At 31.7% G+C, this 14,918-nt stretch carries 16 protein-coding genes and 1 tRNA gene; 3 read left to right on the forward strand and 14 right to left on the reverse strand.

Annotation, left to right across the window (positions count from 1 at the left end; all coding sequences use genetic code 11):
* Nucleotides 1-8: 8 nt before the first annotated feature.
* The 9 genes from mglC to ACJDUG_RS14360 form a co-directional block, all read right to left on the reverse strand.
* Nucleotides 9-1,040 (reverse strand): galactose/methyl galactoside ABC transporter permease MglC, encoded by a 1,032-nt coding sequence (gene mglC / locus ACJDUG_RS14320; RefSeq protein ID WP_406770556.1) that lies wholly within the window; start codon nucleotides 1,038-1,040, stop codon nucleotides 9-11.
* 17 nt (nucleotides 1,041-1,057) lie between these two features.
* Entirely contained in the window at nucleotides 1,058-2,581 is a 1,524-nt protein-coding gene (gene mglA / locus ACJDUG_RS14325; protein ID WP_406770557.1) for a galactose/methyl galactoside ABC transporter ATP-binding protein MglA, read from the reverse strand.
* 96 nt (nucleotides 2,582-2,677) lie between these two features.
* Nucleotides 2,678-3,715 (reverse strand): galactose/glucose ABC transporter substrate-binding protein MglB, encoded by a 1,038-nt coding sequence (mglB, locus tag ACJDUG_RS14330; RefSeq protein ID WP_406770558.1) that lies wholly within the window; start codon nucleotides 3,713-3,715, stop codon nucleotides 2,678-2,680.
* A 266-nt stretch (nucleotides 3,716-3,981) separates the two neighbouring features.
* Complete coding sequence (locus tag ACJDUG_RS14335; protein ID WP_406770559.1) at nucleotides 3,982-4,971, reverse strand: substrate-binding domain-containing protein; 990 nt, start codon at nucleotides 4,969-4,971, stop codon at nucleotides 3,982-3,984.
* Nucleotides 4,955-6,730 (reverse strand): sensor histidine kinase, encoded by a 1,776-nt coding sequence (locus ACJDUG_RS14340; protein ID WP_406770560.1) that lies wholly within the window; start codon nucleotides 6,728-6,730, stop codon nucleotides 4,955-4,957. Before ACJDUG_RS14340 ends, ACJDUG_RS14335 begins: the two co-directional genes overlap by 17 nt.
* Before the next feature lie 80 nt (nucleotides 6,731-6,810).
* Nucleotides 6,811-8,457 (reverse strand): response regulator, encoded by a 1,647-nt coding sequence (locus tag ACJDUG_RS14345; RefSeq protein WP_406770561.1) that lies wholly within the window; start codon nucleotides 8,455-8,457, stop codon nucleotides 6,811-6,813.
* A 261-nt stretch (nucleotides 8,458-8,718) separates the two neighbouring features.
* On the reverse strand, nucleotides 8,719-9,441 hold the full coding sequence (locus ACJDUG_RS14350) for an amino acid ABC transporter ATP-binding protein (RefSeq protein ID WP_406770562.1): 723 nt from the start codon (nucleotides 9,439-9,441) through the stop codon (nucleotides 8,719-8,721).
* The gene (locus ACJDUG_RS14355; RefSeq protein WP_406770563.1) at nucleotides 9,434-10,087 is read right to left on the reverse strand and encodes an amino acid ABC transporter permease; all 654 of its coding nucleotides are present in this window, start codon (nucleotides 10,085-10,087) and stop codon (nucleotides 9,434-9,436) included. The genes ACJDUG_RS14350 and ACJDUG_RS14355 overlap by 8 nt, the downstream gene beginning before the upstream one ends.
* A 30-nt stretch (nucleotides 10,088-10,117) precedes the next feature.
* Entirely contained in the window at nucleotides 10,118-10,945 is an 828-nt protein-coding gene (locus ACJDUG_RS14360) for a transporter substrate-binding domain-containing protein (protein WP_406770564.1), read from the reverse strand.
* A gap of 506 nt (nucleotides 10,946-11,451) precedes the next feature.
* On the opposite strand from ACJDUG_RS14360, the gene ACJDUG_RS14365 reads away from it, so the two are divergent.
* Complete coding sequence (locus ACJDUG_RS14365) at nucleotides 11,452-11,766, forward strand: hypothetical protein (protein WP_406770565.1); 315 nt, start codon at nucleotides 11,452-11,454, stop codon at nucleotides 11,764-11,766.
* Between the two features lie 193 nt (nucleotides 11,767-11,959).
* Nucleotides 11,960-12,035 (forward strand) — tRNA-Pro (locus ACJDUG_RS14370).
* A 186-nt stretch (nucleotides 12,036-12,221) separates the two neighbouring features.
* Here ACJDUG_RS14370 and ACJDUG_RS14375 read toward each other — a convergent pair.
* From ACJDUG_RS14375 to ACJDUG_RS14395, 5 genes are all read right to left on the reverse strand, one after another.
* Nucleotides 12,222-12,365 (reverse strand): hypothetical protein, encoded by a 144-nt coding sequence (locus tag ACJDUG_RS14375; RefSeq protein WP_406770566.1) that lies wholly within the window; start codon nucleotides 12,363-12,365, stop codon nucleotides 12,222-12,224.
* 91 nt (nucleotides 12,366-12,456) lie between these two features.
* Nucleotides 12,457-12,903, reverse strand: a complete 447-nt coding sequence (locus tag ACJDUG_RS14380) for a hypothetical protein (protein ID WP_406770567.1) — start codon at nucleotides 12,901-12,903, stop codon at nucleotides 12,457-12,459.
* Between the two features lie 93 nt (nucleotides 12,904-12,996).
* Nucleotides 12,997-13,122, reverse strand: coding sequence for a hypothetical protein (locus ACJDUG_RS14385; RefSeq protein WP_406770568.1), 126 nt, complete (start codon nucleotides 13,120-13,122; stop codon nucleotides 12,997-12,999).
* A 58-nt stretch (nucleotides 13,123-13,180) separates the two neighbouring features.
* Nucleotides 13,181-13,957: a nitroreductase family protein gene (locus ACJDUG_RS14390; RefSeq protein WP_406770569.1), complete on the reverse strand. Its 777-nt coding sequence runs from the start codon at nucleotides 13,955-13,957 to the stop codon at nucleotides 13,181-13,183.
* 94 nt (nucleotides 13,958-14,051) lie between these two features.
* Nucleotides 14,052-14,234, reverse strand: a complete 183-nt coding sequence (locus ACJDUG_RS14395; protein ID WP_406770570.1) for a hypothetical protein — start codon at nucleotides 14,232-14,234, stop codon at nucleotides 14,052-14,054.
* A 159-nt stretch (nucleotides 14,235-14,393) separates the two neighbouring features.
* Between ACJDUG_RS14395 and ACJDUG_RS14400 the strand changes: the two genes are divergently transcribed.
* Nucleotides 14,394-14,855: a 4Fe-4S binding protein gene (locus ACJDUG_RS14400; RefSeq protein ID WP_406770571.1), complete on the forward strand. Its 462-nt coding sequence runs from the start codon at nucleotides 14,394-14,396 to the stop codon at nucleotides 14,853-14,855.
* Nucleotides 14,856-14,918: the final 63 nt, after the last annotated feature.

The following is a 14,918-nucleotide window of genomic DNA, read 5'->3' on the forward strand; positions in this document are numbered from 1 at the left end:
TTTAAATATTATTTCTTCTTAAGGTATTTTCTAATATCAATTGCAACTGCAAATACTATAATTAATCCTTTTATAATATACTGCATATAAGCATTAACACCAATAAATGCAAGTCCATAATTTATAACCTGGAATATTAATACTCCTGTTAAAATCCCTGGAACTGTACCAATACCTCCATATATAGAAACGCCACCAACAACGCAGGCTGCAATAGCATCCATTTCATACATATTACCGGTATTGTTTGTAGCACTACCTACACGGCCAGCTTCTAGTGCACCAGCAAAACCAAATAGTGCTCCGCCTATTACATATATTAATATTAAGTACTTAACAACATTTACACCTGATACTGCTGCTGCCTCAGGGTTACCGCCTATAGCATACATGTTTTTGCCATAACGTGTTTTATTCCACAAGATATATATAAGTACTGTTACTATAGCCGCATAGATAACCAAGTATGGAATTGAAAAGGCAGTTTTATCAAATAAGCTTCCTACTGCAAAATGTGTAAAATCATTATCCAGTCCTCCAACTGGCTGTGCTCCGTAAGGAGGACGGTCAAAGTAGGTTGAGTTTAATCCATAAACTATTAGCATAGTTCCAAGTGTAGCTATAAAAGGGGGAACTTTAAAAACTGCCACTACAATCCCATTAAAAAGACCAACTGTTGCACATACTGCAACTGCTATTAATATTGGAACCCATAGGGGCAGTTTTTGTAAGTGAGGATACATTCTGTAAGCATAGTCAGTAGCCTGAAGCAGAGATGCAGAGATTACTGCTGCAAGACCAACATTACGGCCTGCTGAAAGGTCGGTACCTTGAACAATAAGGATACCTCCTATTCCAAGTGCTATTATCATACGTGTAGACGCTTGAGTTAATATATTTCTAAAGTTATCGACTGATAAAAATTCTGGTGAAATTGCTATAATAACAATAAATAATGCCACTAAAACAATATAAATTGCATTATTCATTAATAGATCATTAATCTTTTTATTTTTAAATGAAGCTTTTAGTTTTTCCATTATTATTTTCCTCCTTCCTATAGATACATTGCTGAGAGTTTCATAATTTCTGCCTGATTAGTAGTTTTAGTATCTACTATTCCTGCTAGTCTTCCGTTACTCATAACCAGGATTCTATCGGTAGTTCCTAGAAGTTCCGGCATTTCTGAAGATACCATTATGATACCTTTGCCTTCAGCTGCTAGATTATTCATTAGCTGATATATTTCATACTTAGCACCAACATCTATTCCTCTTGTTGGTTCATCAAGCATTAGTATTTCAGGCTTTGTCAGAAGCCATCTCCCTATAATTACCTTTTGCTGGTTTCCACCGGAAAGATTGCCGATAGCAGTTCTTTGTGATGGTGTTTTAACCCTCATAGAATCAATAACCCATTGAGTATCTTTTTCTATATTTTTATTAGAAAGCAGCCCAAAGGCTCCTATATATTTTTCTATGTTTGCTATTATAGAATTAAAACTAATGGATAATCTATCAAATATACCTGTTAGACGTCTTTCTTCAGTAAGCATTGCAAAGCCATGTTTCATAGCCATTTGAGCACTATTATTCTTAATTTTTTTGCCATGAAGAGTAATACTTCCTGTCTTTAACTTTCTAATTCCAAATAATCCTTCTAATATATCAGTTCTCTTAGCCCCAACAAGACCTGCAACACCGAGAATTTCTCCCTCTCTAAGGTCAAAGCTTATATCTTTAATTGATGGTTGATTCTCAGCCGTTAAATTTCTAACCTCTAAAATTACTTTACCAGGTTCATTACTCTTTTCTGGGAAACGATTGGATAAATCTCTGCCAACCATCATATTTATTATCATCTCTGTTGTCAGTTCCTTTGCACCTTTTGTAGCAATCCACTGACCGTCTCTCATTATTGTTACTTCATCAGATATTTTAAGAATTTCTTCCATCTTATGAGAAATATATATAATTCCAACATTTTTACTCTTTAATTTTTCTATGATTTTAAAGAGATGCTCAACCTCTTTTTCAGTAAGTGAAGAAGTTGGTTCGTCTAAAACCAAAACTTTTGAATCATAGGAAACTGCTTTTGCGATTTCCACCATCTGTGCTTGTGAAACTGAAAGACTTCCTGTTTTTTGTCTTGGATCAATATTAATGTCTAATTCTTTAAAAATCTTTTTTGTATCTTCATACATCTTTTGCTCATTAATGAAAACTCCCTTTTCAGGATATCTGCCAAGCCAAATATTATCTAATACATTACGTTGTCTAACTTGGTTTAACTCTTGGTGCACCATTGACACACCATGATCTAAGGCCTGCTTAGAATTTTGGAAATCAACTTGTTTTCCATTTAGAAGAATTTCTCCTTCATCCTTATGATATATTCCAAATAAACATTTCATCAAGGTTGATTTCCCAGCACCATTTTCCCCCATTAAGGAGTGAACTGTCCCTGGCTTAACTTTTAGAGTTACTCCAGACAATGCCTTTACCCCAGGAAATTCCTTAGATATGTTCACCATCTCAAGTACATATTGATCTTTGTTGCTTTCCCTGGTTGTGTTTTCCATGGTTTTACCTCCTTGCCTTGATAATTAATAAATAATATGTTATTAATCAAAATGATATGAGGTACACCTACAAAAGTGTACCTCTTATTCACTTATTTATTTATAAGCCTCTTCAGCAACACTTAAGTTGTCTTTAGTTATCTGTATATAATCAACACGAACTGATTTATTGTCATCAAGTTTCCATTGAGTTCCATCTGTAGGATTTTTTCCGTTTGCAGCATTTATAGCTAAATCAAGAGTTGCTTGACCTTGGTTTTTAGCATCATTTAAAACTGTTCCTATCATCTTTCCATCTTTAATAGCAGTTAAGGCATTTGGAATGGCATCAACGCCAACAACTGGCATGAATTTACTTCCGTTAAAGTAACCAACTTTTTCTAAGGAAGCAACAGCACCTAGAGCCATAGCATCGTTATTAGCTATAACCATTTCTATCTTACCATTGTTCCTAGCTAGCCAAGCATCCATCTTATCAGTTGCCTTAGCTGTATCCCACATTGCTGTGTCCTGAGCTAATTCTTGAACATTGATACCAGCCGCTTTTATAGTGTCTATAACATATTTTGTTCTAGCCTCAGCATCAGGATGTCCTGGTTCACCCTTTAATAGTACATATTGTATTGTATTGTCATGATTTAAATCCCATTTATCTTTATTCTTATTCCATTGATCAACAATAAGTTTTCCTTGAAGGATACCTGATTGTTTTGAGTCAGTTCCAACGTACCAAGTCTTATCATAGCTCTTTAAAACTGAAGCATCTGGTTCCTTATTAAAGAATACTACTGGTATATTCTTAGCCTTAGCTTTGTCTACAATTGTTTGAGCAGCCTTAGGATCAACTAAGTTTATAGCTAAAGATTTAACACCTTGTGCTAGTAATGTATCAACTTGGTCATTTTGCTTTGATTGGTCATTTTGTGAGTCAACAACGTTTAAGGTAGCCTTGTCTTTAGCACCTGTTTCAATAGCTCTTCTAACGAAGGACATAAAGTTGTCATCATACTTGTAAATTGTCACACCGATTTTAGGTAATGAAGTAGAGCTTCCTGGAGTTGTTCCTGCCTTTGATGAACAACCAGCAAGAACTACTGCAGCTGCCATAACAACAGCCATGACTTTTTTATTCATTTATATTTCCCCCTTATAAAATTATTAATATTAATTTTTTACTGCTGTTATAATGATATCACGGCCTTGTCCGAATAATAATATAAAATTCTATGTATTTATATAAAAATTCTACTGAATTAAAACGGTTTCATTTTAATTTCAAGAAATAACCTAGGCTAAAAATATAAAATAAAATAAGAAATAGCTATAATATATAAAATTTATTACGTGCTCTAAATTTTATATATTATAGCTATATATTATATTTATAGTGTATGATAGAACTATTTTGTAAAGGGAAAGATAAACCTTTGATTTTCAGGGTTATAAATATTATATTTATCAATAACCTTTAAATCTAAATTTTCATTCTTAGGAACCTTATTTCCTCTTGCAGCCATAGCTGCGTACTCTACTCCCAAATAGCCCATTTTAAATGGATTTTGTACAACTGTATCTTGAATTACTCCTTTTTCTATGAATTGAAGTTCTAAGATAGTGCTATCAAAGGTTATGAGCTTTATTTTACCAGAAAGCCCTAATTCTTCTAAAGCTCTTGCTGCACCTAATGCTGCTGCTGAGTTTAAAGCTACTATACCGTTTAAATCCTTGTCCACGGATATAATGCTTTTAGTTAAACTTTTTGCCATGGCTTCATTTGAACCGCAATACTCTTTTGCTACTAATTTTACATTAGAATAATTTGTAAGTACATCTATAACACCTTTTTCTCTATCCATTGCACTTTCACTGCCTTCAACAAAGCTTAATATTGCTACTTTGGATTTTTTACCTACATTCTGAATTAATTTTTCTCCAGCAAGTTTACCTGCTTCTACATTGTCAGAGGAAATAAAGGATACTGGCTTATCAGAGTTTACTCCTGAATCTATTAAAACTACTGGTATTTTATTTGCCGCTGCATTATTTACTACACCTGACATTTTTTCATAATCACTAGCTGAAAGTACTATAGCATCTACCTTCTTATCTATTGCTTCATTTATCAGCTTCTTCTGACCTTCAATATCCTCTTCGTTATCTGGAGCTATGAAATTCATATTTACATTGAACTCCTTAGCCGCATCATTTGCCCCCATTTGAACTGTTGTCCAATAATCTCCGCTCCTCATTTTCACTATGAATTCGATATTTTTTCTTGTATCAATATTGTCGTTTCCAAGTTTTTTGTTACAGGAAGTGATAGAAAATGCTATTATTATGATAAGACTTAAAGTAATTATCTTTTTATTTATTCTATATATATTTTTCATATTCTTCATCCTTTAGTAATGGAAGATAAATTCTTACAGTAGTTCCTTCTTCAAGCTCACTTTCTATTTCAAGCCCATACTCTTTTCCAAATGTTAATTGTATTCTTTCATGCACGTTCTTTACACCCACCCCAGAGCCTCCTCCTTTAGTGTTTGCAGTATAGGATAAAATATTTTCTAATACCTCAGCTTTCATGCCTAAACCATTATCTTTAATTTCAAATAATAGCTTCTCTTCTACTTTTTTTGCCCTTATTTTTATAAAGCCCTCTTCTACCATATATTCAATCCCGTGATAAAGCGCATTTTCAATGATTGGCTGAATAATTAATTTTAAAGTTTTATATTGTAAAACTTCGTCCACTGCTTCAATACTAAAATTAAACTTACTTTTATATCTTATCTTCTGGATAATCAGATAATTTCTTGCATGCTCTAATTCTTCCCTAACTGTGATAATATTTTTACCTCTGCTTATGCTTATCCTAAAAAGCCTTGCTAATGAGGTAACCATAGTTATAACATCCTGGCTCTTTCCATTTTCGGCCATCCAGACTATAGAATCTAATGTATTGTATAAAAAGTGAGGATTAATCTGAGCTTGGAGTGCATCAAGCTCACTTTTTCTCTTTGATTCCTGCTCAATAACAATTTGATGCATAAGCTGCTTAATATTAGCTATCATTAAATTAAAGCTTCTAGATAAATGAACAACTTCTTTATCACCCTTAATGTCTACCTTGACATCAAGATAACCTTCTTCTACTAGCTTCATGGACTCATCCAGCTGTTTAATTGGGTTAGTAATTTTAGCTGAAATGATTATAAAAATTATAACTATAAATAATATTCCAAGAAATAATATTATTATTGAAAAATTAGTTATACTATTTTTTGTAGCTGTTAGCTCATCCATATAAGAAATAGCTACAACCTTCCAATCCGTATAACCTACATTTTTAATAGTTAATAATCTTTCCTCATTATTAACGGTTTGTTTAAAGGTTCCATAAGTATTTCTATAAGCTTCTTCATTATTCTCACTTTTTAAGCCATTGTAGATCAATTCCTGCTGAGGATGATAAATAATATTATTTTTAGAATCCAAAATATAGATGTAACCTCTTTTACCTAAATTAACTTTTTGGCAAAGCTGTTCTATTGAATTAAAATTAAGATCTATAAGAAGTACTCCCTGGGTTACTTTACCTTGGTAATAAAAACTAACAGGTTTACTTAAGGATAGTACCCAATTGTATTTTCCATCATATAAGTTTTCTACATGGGGAGCAGATAGAAAGGTAGTATTTGAACTTAATATTCCTTTATAAAACCATTCCTGTCCTGTTACCTTTACATTTTTCTTAAGCTTAGAAAAGGGAGTCCCCTCAACTAGCTCTCCCTTATTGGTAAATATGGCTATTGATACAATATCATCTCTTGTGTCAAAAATTACATCTAATTTTTCTTCAATCTTGCTATTAGGAAGCTCAGGCACATTATTTATGTTTCTTTCTATAAGATTAGTTATCCCAACCATACTTTTTTCATAATTATCTAAATTTAAGCTAACTTGCTCTATTACATGGGTTGTGCTTAATGCCACATTTTGTTCTGCAGTTTTTGAAAACTTACCTGAAAGCAGTACCCCTATAAATATGACAGCCAAAGCAGCAATACATGCAAAAGAAAAAGTAATAATAAATCTAATACTTTTGAATTTTAGATATTCACTTATTTTTTTAGAAATCCTTTTCATAGAGTTCTCCATTTGATTTAGTATCTATAAATAATGCTTTGCTTTGCTAAACTTTATTTGCATAGTTCTTAGTTTTAATTTTATTTGGAACTACTTCTATATTCAGAAGGGGATTGCCCAAATTTCTTTTTAAAGCTGTAGCTAAAATAATTAGGTTCAGAATATCCAACTTTTTCTGCAATTTCAAAGGATTTAAGATTGCTAGTTCTAAGCAGCTCTTTTGCTGCTTCCATTCTAACTTGAGTAACATAATTTATAAAGGTAGTTTTTGTTTCCTTCTTAAAGATAAAGCTAAAGTAAGTAGGACTTATATGAAGATGGTTACATACTCCATTAATATTTACTTCACCGCTTTTGTAGTTTTCCTTCACATATTCTTTTGCCCTATGTACTAGTTCCTTATAGGTATCAAGTCTATCCATAACTATATTACTCATTATTTTGCTGCATATATCTTTAAAAAAACTCTGTGCTTCCTCAACGCTTTTTAAACTATAAAGCTCTACCAATAAATTATGATTTATGCCAAATATATTATCAATATCTATGTTTGAGTCTCTAGCTGCCTTTAAAATTGTAGTTAAGATTTCCATAATATATATTTGATAATCTTTGTAGGAAGCCTTAAAGGCTATTACATCCTCAAAAAGCTTATCTATGGTTTCAATCATATCCTCCCCAGTACCTACTTTCAGACAGTTGGCAAGAGTTCTCTCCTTATTTTCATCAAAAACAACCTTACTAACACTACCAGGCTCAATATCTTCAATCCAAATAATTCTATTCCCACCCATGAAAATCTTATAATTAAGTGCAGCTAGTGCATTTTCATAAGAGTGGCTTATGTAAATAACATCATTGCAGATGCTGCCTACGCCTATTGTAACTGTAAATTTTAAAAATTTTTCTATAGCCAACCTTAATTCTTCTAGTGATTTCAATATGCTTCCAGAAACCTCATCCCTTCTCTCCTCCTTGAAAGCACTAATTATAACAACGTCTTCTCCATTTAAAAATGCAGTACCTGTATGATTTTTATCTGTAATTTCATCAACTATATTAAGAAGGGCAAACTTAAACAGCGCCTTATGCTCATAGAAATCAGAGGTAATATTATTTAATTCTTCGCTATTATTTTTATATTGCATTACTTCATCAATACTAATTACAGAAACAATGTAGCTGCTTCCCCTTAAATTAATATCATAACTTCTTAAACCCTCTTCAATATCATCTTTATCCATTGTAGTGGTTATTAGAGAAGTAAGGAATTTGTCCTTAAGTACTGGTATGCTTTTTCTATAATACTCTCTTAGAGCTTCAACATTCTCTTTTTCTGCAATTTCATCATCTAATTGCTTCTTCACCTTTGTTAGTATTTCAGAAAGCTCCACTGACCCAACGGGTCTTAAAATATACTCAGAAACATTTAATTTTATTGCCTTATGAGCATATTCAAATTCGTCAAAGCCTGTCATTACTATAACCTTAGTAGTAGGATACTTTTCTTTTACACACTGGGTGAGCTGAAGGCCATCCATAAATGGCATTTTTATATCAGTTAGAAGGACATCAGGCATTGTTTTTTCAAATAGTTCTAAGGCTTCTTTGCCATTTTCTCCTTCGCCAACTATTTCAAAACCAAGCATATACCAATCAACCTTATTTATTATACCTTTTCTAACCTCAATTTCGTCATCAACGATTAGTAACTTGTATTTTCTCATAATTCACCCCATAGGAATCACAATCTACTTTTACTTGTTATTTATATATTAAAACAAATATACAATATCTTCAAGCACATAACTTTATACCCTTTATTATATCTTAAATCTGTAATTAGGGTTAAATAAAACTAAATCTCTAAAATAAAAAAGACTGCAAAATGCAGCCTTACTTCAAAAATCATTTAAATTTTTTATAATATTTCATTATTCTAATTCTAAATTAAAAACAAATATTTTTTATTGCTATTATTAAAATACTTAAAGAACCTTGCTTAAAAAATCATGAGTTCGAGTCTGTTTTGGAGAATTAAAAATCTCCTCCGGAGTACCTTCCTCTATTATTACTCCTTCATCCATAAATATAACCCTATCTGCAACTTCCTTTGCAAAACCCATCTCATGAGTAACTACCACCATGGTCATTCCCTCATTGGCAAGTTCCTTCATAACCTGCAGAACCTCACCTACCATTTCAGGATCAAGAGCAGAAGTAGGCTCGTCAAATAACATTACATCAGGAGACATTGCAAGTGCCCTTGCTATTGCTATCCTTTGTTTTTGCCCACCAGAAAGCTGAGACGGAAAGCTTTTTGCCTTATCTTCTAAGCCAATTCTCTTTAAAAGCTTGTATGCAATTTCTTCAGACTCTGTCTTGCTTGTTTTTTTTACCTTTATTGGTGCCAATGTTATATTATTTAAAATCGTCATATTAGGAAAAAGATTAAACTGCTGAAATACCATTCCAATCTTTTCTCTAAGCTTATTTATATCTGATGCCTTATCCATAACAGAAGTACCTTCAAAGAATATTTTACCTCCTGTGGCCTCTTCCAATAAGTTTAGGCAGCGTAAGAAAGTACTTTTACCAGATCCGCTTGGACCTATTACAACAACAACTTCGCCTTTATTAATTTCTATATCAATACCTTTAAGTACATGGAGCTTATCAAATTTTTTATTTAAATTTTCAACCTTAATCACTAGTTTTAAGCCTCCTTTCAGCTATGCCCATAAGCTTTGAAAGAGTATAAGTCAATACAAAATACATGATTGCTGCAATTATCAGTGGCTCAAAAGCTCTAAAGGTATTTCCTCGAACGGTATCTGCATTATACATAAGTTCATGTATACCGATAACTGAAACTATAGAAGATTCTTTTATTACAGTAATAAACTCATTTCCTAAGGCAGGAAGAATATTTTTTATAGCCTGAGGTACAATTATATATCTCATAGCTGTTCCATATTTCATTCCTAATGATCTTGCAGCTTCAAGCTGCCCCTTATCCACGGCTTGAATTCCCGCACGAATTATTTCTGCCACATAAGCTCCACTATTAATAGATAGTGCCAGTATTCCAGCAGCCATATCAGGAAGATTTATGCCAAGGAGGCTTGGAAGCGCATAATAAATTATATATACCTGAACAAGTACAGGAGTGCCTCTAATAAATTCTACATAAGCTGCTCCTATAAAATTTAATAACTTATTGTTTGATATCCTCATTAATGCCAGAATAACTCCAAGAATTACACCAAAAATCACAGTAAAAATTGCTAGAACAATTGTATACCTAACTCCATTTAAAAAAAACATATAGTATTTAGGTAAAAAAGAAAAATCCAATGCTTCTACCTCCTAAGCTGCATAAAATATTTATTCCACTAAATTATTGGCATCAATAACCATCTTATCAATAGCCTTGCTGTTTGTAAGCTTATCTAAAGTTTTGTTTATAGCATCAACTAAATCCGTTTCTCCTTTTTTAACTGCCACAGCAGAACCAGCATCTTCTGTTTTTAACTCAATATCAGAAATAGAAAAGTCTTTATTGGCATTTACATAAGCTTTAGCAACTGGGCTTTCAATTATAGCTGCATCTATTTTCTTTGTTTTTAAAGCAAGTGCTATATCTGTAATCTTACCTAGTGCTTTTGCCTGGGCCTTTGGAAGTTGGTTCTTTGCTATATCTTCTTGGATTGATCCCTTTTGAACACCAAGACCTTTTCCATTTAAATCATCAATTGTCTTTATTTTATCTTTGTCTTCTGTCCTAACTACTAAGGTTTGAGCTGCCTTATAGTATATGTTTGAGAAATCTACACTTTGCTTTCTTTCTTCTGTAGGTGTCATTCCAGCTAAAACCATATCAACATTTCCCGACTCCAACGCGTTTAGTAATCCTTTGAAATCCATATCTTTAATCACAAGTTTTACTCCTAAGTCCTTGGCGATTTCCTTTGCGATTTCAATATCAAAGCCTACGATTTCATCATTACCTGAAACTGATTTATGGAATTCATAAGGAGGGTAATCAGCACTTGTGCCTACAACTAATTGTCCTGCTTTCTTAATTTTATCCACCTTTGTGGTTGTAGCTGCATTGCTTGACGCACTAGCATCTTTTTTACCGCAAGCAGTAAAACCCAGCGCCATAATTGCAATAGTAGATACTGCTATAATTTGTTTAAGTTTGTTATTCATATTATTTCCCCCTCTAATTCTGTATGTAAACATAATTAATATTTACATTCTCATATTTTTACTAAAAAATTAACTGTTAATTATTAAGTATATGCATTATTATACTATCTTATTTATAATTATGCAACAATTAATATTCATATTTATACATAAAATTTTTATGTTCCAGCTACATTCTCCCGCAAGAATTCTTGGATTAAATCCAATAATTGCTAATATTTTATTGAAAACGTTATCGTATTTTTATACATATGTATTTTAAAGAAACAGTATAATTATTCATATTATCTTCTTAAAAGCAACTCCGATAATTAATAAAAATGTAATATCTTATTATATCTTAATAATTATTTTCTCTTACCTGCGTAAAAATAATAGATTTGGTAAAAATACTTATAAGCATCTGTTTAATTATTTATTCTAAATGGGCTTTAACGAGTAGTTTTATGAGCGGGAGCGAGTAGCCTTTAACTACTCAGTCGTGACCACAAAAAGGAGGATTTCAAATGCGAAATTTTTTAATTTCTGCTGGTGCAGATATTGTATTGATATTAGTTTCTTACTTTATTTTTAAAAGCATTATTAGTGGGCCAACAAGGCATAGATTATACGAAAAGTTTCTAAGCTCATTTGCTAAGTTTGTAATATTGATCTTCCTTGCCTCTATAATAATTACAGGAGCTACAGCACTTATTTTATATAAAACCAGATATATTCAGTATATAAATATTGCAGCTCCGGCCCTTGTATCTATATTAGTAGGCTTTATTATTTCTACTGTTCCTACTAGAGGAATTGGAGATAAAGATAAAGAAAAATAGATTTTTAAATAAGACAAAGTTGAGTCATGGGGGCACTTCTCCTGGCTCATTTTTATGTCATTAACAAAAGTGTTTGGTAGCAGTCATCATTTGAATTAGTTTAAGAATTTTAAGTTTCAATAGGAAAATCTAGTATAAAGTTGGCTATAATTCTTGAATTTTTAAAAATATTTTTATATAATTATTATTGTATCGGGGTGTAGCGCAGATGGTAGCGCGCGTGCTTCGGGAGCATGAGGCCGCAGGTTCAAATCCTGTCACTCCGACCAAAACTCAATAAGTATTCTTCTAGTAATAAAGTCCAATAATACTGGACTTTTGTTATTTCTAAGATAAAAATAGGTGCATTAAAATAGGATAACTCCTATTTCAATGCACCTTACATAATCTTACACGTACATCCTATAACTTGACTTTGAATGCAAAATTAACTACATTTTTATATAATTCTAAGCTTAACGCAGCTGTTTTATGGCCATATATGCTATTCCTGCTCCTGCTAGTACTCCAAGAGCTCCAACACCCGCTTTAATATTTTGAGCCTTTCTTCTTTTTTTAGGCATTATGCTTGATGTAATAGAACTTATATCAATATTCATAAAATCTACCTCCATTAATTATAATCATATATCTATTAAATATTTTCATATATATGTTTCCCCTTAAAGCTATAACTATTCCGCAGCAAACTTAACACAACATTCCATTCCAATTATTTGTATCTTCTATTATCTTTTCTTTAGCTTTTTCTGCAACAGTATTGCTTATTTTCCTATTAAGCGCAAGCTCATCTACATCTCTAGTCCTATCTTGATTTACAAACATCCTCAATTGTTCCTTACTAAAACCCTTATCTATAGCTACATCATACGCTGTTTTATTTAGAACCCTAGCTTCATCAAGTTCAGACTTTGTGGCTCCAATTTTATTTAATAATACATCATTTGCGCTTTTTACAATTTTAATATCTTCCTTTTCTGCTTCAACTTGGGGACTACTAGCTTCATTTTCTGATTCATAATTATTTTCTCTAATATTATTTTTCTTGGAATTTTTTAATATTGGATAAATAACTGCTCCAATTCCTGCAGCTGCAATGATACTTCCAATTGCTATATTTCTATTTATGTTTTTCATGATAAATCCTCCTCTCTATTATCTAATTTGCCCAATTTTATATCCTAAATACATAGAAACAGCTGGAGTAAATATCCAGCTGTTATAATTTCATTATTTCTTTTTATAGTTTTTTATAAAAAAGTCACTTTCTTTCATGGATGTTACTATTGATTTATAGCAGGCTATTAAAACAATAACCGTAACCGTCATAATGGCCATTGCTACTGCGATTATCATAAACCTTCCTCCATAACTATATACTATAGTATAATTTATGAAGTTAAGCATTGAAAGGTTATAATTTTTCTCCTCCCCAATTTTTAAGCATTTCTCTTACTGACCTTGTCATTTCTTTAGAAAACTCAGTACCAGTTTTCCTAGCATACATAAATTGACCATAATTTACAGCCTGGGCTTTATTTTCTGGCGATAGCCTTTTTTCCCTTTCAATAAACATGTCTTTGAAGTCATCATTATTTAATCTTTTATAATTTTCTTTGAAAACTATATATTCCTTATCAAATCTAGGGCTAATAATCTTTTTCTGTTCCTCAGGGTAATAACCTAAACATAACATTGCAGCAGGAAAAACCCATTTTGGAAGATTTAATAGGTCTTTATGTATTTCATAATTTTCAATAATGTCACCTATATAACAGGACCCTATATTAAGAGCTTCTGCAGCCACCACAGCATTTTGTGCAGCAATTACAGCATCAGCTAAAGCAAGCATTAAGTCACCTTCATCAGGAGCGTTATAATCCATGTTCTTTAAGGAACAATATTCTTTAACACTGCAATAATTGTAATAATCAAACCATCTTTGCATATCAGCTAAAAATATCAGTACAATTGGAGCATTAGCAATAAAGGGTTGGTTGTCACAGCTTTTACTAAGAATATTCTTTTTTTCCTGATCTTCTATTACAATTATAGAATATAACATCATATTGCCTGCAGTAGGAGCTCTCATGGCACTATTAAGAATAATATCCAAATGTTCTTTTTTAATAGGTGTATTCTTATATTTTCTAAGTGACATTCGATTTTTTAATAATTCTATTGTTTCCATAAAAATCCCCCCAGTTTTAATCCTTATAAATAATTCTACAGTAATTGGAAAATTCCTCTATTAAAGAGGAATAAATACTCAAAATAATTTTTATTTATTCATCCGGCTTCTTAGGATTTTCTGAAGCAATTTCTTTACTAGCTTCTGCGAGCATATTAGGATAAAAATCTATTTCCATCTTTTCTATAAAGCTGTCTGCTCTACCTGAAGCCTTGCAAAGAGAAGCTGTAAAAAAACCAATAGTTCCTCCAATCATAATCCATAAAACAGCTGACATAATTATCACTCCGAATTCATTTTTTATTTTAGTTTTTGCATTTTCTTTATAATTATGTATTATTTTCATATTAATTTTCTGTTAATTGTAAGGCCTAAGTGAAAACGTTATGATATAATATATGTACAAATATAATATTATCTTAAAGGAGCTGGAAATGTGGATATCAAAGAGTTATTTAAAATATTAGTAAAGGCTTATTATGAAGATAACTTTGAGACTATAGTTGATAATCTACTTATTGAGCAAAAGGAAAATAAAGATACTTTAAATAAAATAATATCCGCTCTATGTGGAGTAGACTCACGTGATATTAGCGAAGAATACTCACGAGAGTTAAAAGCTGCCATATTTAATTATATCTCTTCCAATAAGGTTGTTATAAGAGTTAAGAACTGCACATTAGATTGTATGGATGCAGAAGGAAAAACTAAATGCCAAAGTAATTGTGCCTTTAATGCAATATCTATAGATGCAAGGCAGTGTAAGCTATATATAGACAAAACTAAATGTACTGATTGCGGCTTCTGCGTAGATGCATGTCCTAATAATTGTTATATGGATAAGGTTGAATTTCTTCCATTAATAAAGCACCTTGATAATAAAGAAAGTTCAATATAATAAAATAATGCGGGGTTTCTCAAAACATTATAAAGCAAATGAAAATCCTCTTGAACATATAAG

The organism is Candidatus Clostridium stratigraminis, from assembly GCF_045310675.1.
GTDB classification, from domain to species: Bacteria; Bacillota; Clostridia; order Clostridiales; family Clostridiaceae; genus Clostridium_AT; species Clostridium_AT stratigraminis.

What these genes read in the sequence shown, in the direction of transcription:
- mglC (WP_406770556.1), bottom strand. Translation starts at nt 1,040, where the DNA reads ATGGAAAAACTAAAAGCTTCATTTAAAAATAAAAAGATTAATGATCTA.
- mglA (WP_406770557.1), bottom strand. Translation starts at nt 2,581, where the DNA reads ATGGAAAACACAACCAGGGAAAGCAACAAAGATCAATATGTACTTGAG.
- mglB (WP_406770558.1), bottom strand. Translation starts at nt 3,715, where the DNA reads ATGAATAAAAAAGTCATGGCTGTTGTTATGGCAGCTGCAGTAGTTCTT.
- ACJDUG_RS14335 (WP_406770559.1), bottom strand. Translation starts at nt 4,971, where the DNA reads ATGAAAAATATATATAGAATAAATAAAAAGATAATTACTTTAAGTCTT.
- ACJDUG_RS14340 (WP_406770560.1), bottom strand. Translation starts at nt 6,730, where the DNA reads ATGAAAAGGATTTCTAAAAAAATAAGTGAATATCTAAAATTCAAAAGT.
- ACJDUG_RS14345 (WP_406770561.1), bottom strand. Translation starts at nt 8,457, where the DNA reads ATGAGAAAATACAAGTTACTAATCGTTGATGACGAAATTGAGGTTAGA.
- ACJDUG_RS14360 (WP_406770564.1), bottom strand. Translation starts at nt 10,945, where the DNA reads ATGAATAACAAACTTAAACAAATTATAGCAGTATCTACTATTGCAATT.
- ACJDUG_RS14365 (WP_406770565.1), top strand. Translation starts at nt 11,452, where the DNA reads ATGCGAAATTTTTTAATTTCTGCTGGTGCAGATATTGTATTGATATTA.
- ACJDUG_RS14375 (WP_406770566.1), bottom strand. Translation starts at nt 12,365, where the DNA reads ATGAATATTGATATAAGTTCTATTACATCAAGCATAATGCCTAAAAAA.
- ACJDUG_RS14380 (WP_406770567.1), bottom strand. Translation starts at nt 12,903, where the DNA reads ATGAAAAACATAAATAGAAATATAGCAATTGGAAGTATCATTGCAGCT.
- ACJDUG_RS14385 (WP_406770568.1), bottom strand. Translation starts at nt 13,122, where the DNA reads ATGATAATCGCAGTAGCAATGGCCATTATGACGGTTACGGTTATTGTT.
- ACJDUG_RS14390 (WP_406770569.1), bottom strand. Translation starts at nt 13,957, where the DNA reads ATGGAAACAATAGAATTATTAAAAAATCGAATGTCACTTAGAAAATAT.
- ACJDUG_RS14395 (WP_406770570.1), bottom strand. Translation starts at nt 14,234, where the DNA reads ATGTCAGCTGTTTTATGGATTATGATTGGAGGAACTATTGGTTTTTTT.